The sequence below is a fragment of the Mycoplasma sp. 3398 genome (assembly GCF_053851555.1).
The window spans coordinates 1-5526 of the sequence record NZ_JBSQAW010000013.1 but is presented as its reverse complement, the minus strand read 5'-3'; the positions used below and the strand labels follow the sequence as shown (position 1 = coordinate 5526).

The 5526-nt window shown below is 29.2% G+C and carries 1 protein-coding gene; it reads left to right on the top strand.

What is annotated here, in order from left to right; genetic code table 4:
• Nucleotides 1–5526 (top strand): hypothetical protein (locus tag ACWXVK_RS03175; RefSeq protein ID WP_456017230.1); only part of this gene is annotated, 5526 nt, incomplete at both ends.

Below are 5526 nucleotides of genomic sequence, written 5' to 3'. Positions count from 1 at the left end.
AACCAACTTGAGGCTATAAAAGATAGCATCAAAAGTAATGATGACGAAATGATGCAACTAAAGCACAACTTAGATGTTGAAATCCAAAAAGCACGTGAAATAATCGCAAAAGAGCAAACAGATAAATATACTCAAGAAAAACAAACTATTGATAATCTAAAGCAAAGCGCAGAACAAAAAATTATTGATTTTGAACAAAAATTAACAGAAGCAAAAAGTAGATTTAACCAGGCTAAAGAAAGTGCTAATAGCGTTCTGGAACAAGCAAAAAGTGATCCTAATAGCGCTAACTATGCTGACATCATTACTAAAATCAAAGAAAAGATTAGTCAAAATGATGTTATTGATGAAAACGGTCCTTTAAAAAATATTGATGCTGCAACAGCTGAACTTAATGGTTTAGCAAGTTTTTATAATACAGAAAAAGAAAAAGCTGATGCTATTACACAAGCTGCTCTTGACAAACTAAATCAAGAAATCGAAAATGCTGAACAAATTAAAAACACAATGGAGCAAGAACCAGATTTAGATACACAAAAAACAGTGTTAGAAAAAGCAATTGAAGTTGCTAGAACTTCACATATGCAAAGTCCGAAGTTAACTAATAACGCTATAAAACAAGCTCAAGATACACTAAAGCAAGCAGAGGATGTAGCAAATGATGCCATCAATAAAGCAAATAAACAAAAAGATGGTATCAGAACAAATATTGCTCAAAAAGAAGTTGAAATTCAAAATTATATTAACAATGTTTTAATGAAACCTGAATACAAAGCTATTAAAAATGATCTAGATGCCTTTTTAAAATCTTATGAGGCAAATGATAAAAATCTTCTAGGACAAAAAACTAGACAGCAACTAGATGATTTAGTAACGCAAATGAATATGCATCTTGATTCTGCTAAACAAAAGAAAGACGAAAAAGATGCGGAAATAAGAGCTAAAAATAAGCAAGCTCTAGCAGAAGCAAAAGAAGCATTAGCAAATGTTTCAAATTCAATAACAAGCAAAGATCCAAAAATGACTGCTTTAAGAGACGAACTTAACCAAGCAATCAGCGAATCAGAAGCAATCATTACAAATGAAGAATCAGATAAATACGTTAGTCAAAAAGAAAAACTAGAAAACCTAAGTAAAAAAGCAGAAACCACAAAAACAGATTTTGCTAAGGAATTACAAAAAACCAAAGAAGCTCATGCGCAAAAAATTCTTGACGTAAGAAATAAAATCTCACAGCTTCAAGCAGATGAAAATGCTGCTAACTTAAATGATGTCATTCAAGAACTGCAACAAGCAATTGCAGATAATCAAACAATCGATGATAATCTATCACTATCAGAAATTAATAATAAAAAAGATCAATTACAAAAAGCAATAGAAACTGCAGAAAACAAAAAAAATGCTGAGGCACAAAAAACTAACGAGCATTTAGCACAACTACAAAAAGCAATAACAGATGTTAGTGCTACAAAAGACTCAATGACTTCTGAGCCATTATTAAGTAGTGCCCAAACTAACTTAGAGCAAGCAATCGCAATAGCACAAACAGCAAAAAATCAAACTCCAAAATTAGCAAATAACGAAATCGATGAAGCCAAAAAAACATTACTACAAGCAGAAAATATTGCCAAACAAGAAATTAAAAAGATAAATGATCAAAAAGACCAAATTAAAAATCAACTTAATCAAAAAGAAACAGAAATTCGTGATTATATAAATACTGATTTAGCAGGAAATGATTTTGCAAATATAAAAAACGAATTAGAAAAACACTTAAATGATTATGTAAATAATGAAAAAAATAGCTTATCAAATAAAACAAAACAACAACTTACCGATTTACTATCTAAATTAGATTCACAACTACAAGACATTAAGAATAAAAAACAACAAAAAGACTTAGAAATTAGAGAACAAAATAAGCAAAAGCTAACAAAAATAAAAGAAGCCCTTAAAAGCGTTGGTAATAGCATCACAAGTCGTGATCCTGAAATGACAAAACTAAAACAAGAAATTAATACAACCGTGGCTGAGACTGAGGGTATAATTAGCAAAAACGAATTTAATAAATATATATCGCAAATTTCAAAAATCGAAAGTTTAAAAACTGAAGCAGATAAAAAGATAAGTGACTTTACTAAAAAATTAAATACCGAAAGAGACGCATATAGACAAAAGCTACAAGAAGCCAATAATAAAGTATCTAAATTACAAAATGATGCAAACTCAGCAAATCTAAATACTGTAATTCAAAATTTGCAAAACACAATAAATCAAAATAACAATGCCCAAGACAGAGACCCGATTTCATCATTTACTATTAAAAAGGATAATTTAGACCAAGCAATAAAAACAGCCGAAAAAGAAAAAACTGTTGCAAATCAGAAAACTGAAGCAAATTTAGCAAAATTAGGAAATACAATTAATGAATCAAAAACTACGCTAAATTCAATGAATTCTGAACCTTTATTATTGGATGCTAAAAATAAATTAAGTGAAGCAATCAAAACAGCTGAGGGTATAAAAAATCACACACCTAAACTGGATGATAAAGATATAGAAAATGCAAATAAAACCTTATTAGAAGCAAAAACAGCAGCAGAACAAGCTATAACAGACATAAATAGCCAAAAAGACTCAATCAAGACGCAAATAAACCAAAAAGCCAAGGAAATTGAGGATTACAAAAATAACCTAAATGGAAATCAATATGATGAAATTAAAAATAAATTAAAAACAGAATTAGATAATTTCAATAGCAATAATAAGAATAAGCTTGATTCTAAAACAAAAGCCGAATTAGATAAAATATTAGAGGATCTAAATAAAAAATTATCCGATGCTAAGGTAGACAAAGCTAAAAAAGATAATGACATAAATGCTCTTAATAAACAAGAATTAACAACCACAAAAGATAATTTAAAGACATTTGTCGATTCAATAACAAGCAATGATAAGGAAATGTTAGACCTCAAGAAAAAAATAAACGACGCAATTAATGAAGCTGAAAGTACAATTTCCCAAGATCAAACAGATAAATTTGTTGAACAAAAGAAGAAACTTGATGATTTAAAAGAAAAATCTGAAAAAGAAAAAACATCATTTGACGCCAGAGCAAAACAAGCAAAAGATGACTATGACCAAAAATTAAGAGAAGCTCAAGAAAAATTAAATAATCTAAGAAGCGATTCAAATGTAGCGAACCTAACTGATGTAATTAATACTTTGCAACAACAAATTAACAATAATCAAAACGCTAATATTAATGATGCAATTAAGGATATTAACAACAAAAAAGATTCTCTTCAACACGCAATGCAAAATGCAGATCAAGCCAAGACTCAGGCAGACAAAAAAACCCAAGATCTTCTTGATAGATTAAATAGTGCAATATCAGCGGCAAATAACACAAGAGATATGATGTCAAAAGAAGCTGCTCTAAATAGTGCTAAGGATACATTAAGTGAAGCTATAAGAGTTGCTCAAAAAGCAAAAGATAATAATCAAAAATTAGCTGATACTCAAATAGAAAGTGCAATTCAAACATTAACTCAGGCTGACAATGCAGCAAAAGAAGCTCTCAAAAATATAAATACTGAAAAAACAACTTTAATAAATCAAATTTCACAAAAAATTGATGATGTTTCAAATTTTTTAAATACATTAAAAAACCATCCTGAATACAAAGAAATCAAAGATAAATTAGATACAACTCATAATAAATACAAAGATAAAAATGCGTTAAATTCAAAGGCTAAAAATGAACTTGAAAGTACATTACTTGAATTGAGCAATGCATTAAATGAGGCACAACAAAATAAAAATAAAAAAGATAATGATATCAAAGAAGCTAATAAACAATCGCTTACACAAGCTAGAGATACATTGCAAGGTATTTCAAATTCAATTACTAGTCATGATAATGAAATGACAACACTTAAAGCAAAACTTGATGAAGCAATAAAAGAAACAAAAACAATTCTTGATAATAATCAAGCAAGTAATTATGTTACTCAAAAACAAAAATTAGAAGATTTAAAAACTGAAGCTGAACAAAAGAAGAAGCAATTTGAAGCTAAATTGCAACACGCAAAAACTGAACATAATAAAAAAGTTAAAGAAGCAGAAGCTAAAATAACTCAATTAAATCAAGACAAGAACTCTGCAAACTTAACTAATGTAATTAAAAAATTACAATCAGTTATTGATAACAATAAAAGCATTAATGATAATGACAGCATTGTAAATATAGGCAATAAAACAAAAACATTGCAAAATGCTATTCAAACTGCCGAAACAGAAAAAACCACTGCAAATCAAAAAACCAATAACGAACTTACTGAGTTTGAAAAAACAATCCAAAATGCTGATACAACTAAAACCGCGATGGATAATGAGCCAGAATTAGATAGTCAAAAACAAACCTTGCAACAAGCAATTAATACAGCTAAAAATATTAAAAACGCAAGTAAAAATGCAACTGATGCTCAAATAAAAGAAGCTAATAAGGTACTTGCTAATGCCGAAAAAGTTGCAAAATCCGCACTTGATAATATCAATGCTCAAAAATCAATATTAATAAACGAAATTCAGACAAACGCTAATGATGTTCAACAATATATAACCCAAATTTTATCTAATAATAGTGATTATAATCAAATTAAGACTGAATTAGAACGTGTTTTAAATGCTTATAATAAGAATGATAAAGCAAATATTAATTCTAAAACAAAACACGATTTAGAACAACTTAAGTCAAAACTTCATGATGCACTTGAAAAAGCCAAAAGAGATAAAGTTCAAAAAGATACCCAGATTGTTGCAAGAAATAGACAAAATCTAATAAATGCTAAAAATCAAATAAATGGTGTTGCAAAGCGTATTATTACTCGTGACCCTGAAATGGTCAAACTTAAAGGGCGCTTAGAAGAAGCTATTAGAGAAACAGAAAGAATTATTAATGATAATGATCAAAGTAAATATATTCAGCAAAAACAAGTAATTGATAACTTAAAAAATGAAGCAAACCGTGCAATAAATGATTTTAATGATAGACTTCATGCTGCGCAAGCTCAACATGACCAAAAACTCAGAGATGCACAAGAAAAATTAAATTCATTAAGACAAGATCCAAACCACGCAAATTTAGGCACCATAATTAGTCAATTGCAACAAATAATTAATACAAATAAATCCAAAGAAAATATTGACCCAATTAAAAGCATTTCAGATAAGACTAAAGCCTTAGAACAGGCAACAACAAATGCCGAAACACAAAGAGTAGCCGCAAATAAGAATACTGATGCTGAAATTGCTAAATTAGAAGCGACTCTTACCAAAGCGAATGCTACAAAAACCGAGATGGCTAAGGAACCAGCATTAAAAAGTTCAACAGAGGCACTTACAAATGCGATTAGTTCAGCACAAGCAGCAGCTAATAAAACTACTAAACTAACTGATGCCAAAATTATTGATGCTAATAAAAAAATAACGGCAGCTGAGGTTGTTGCCAAAAAAGCTCTTGAT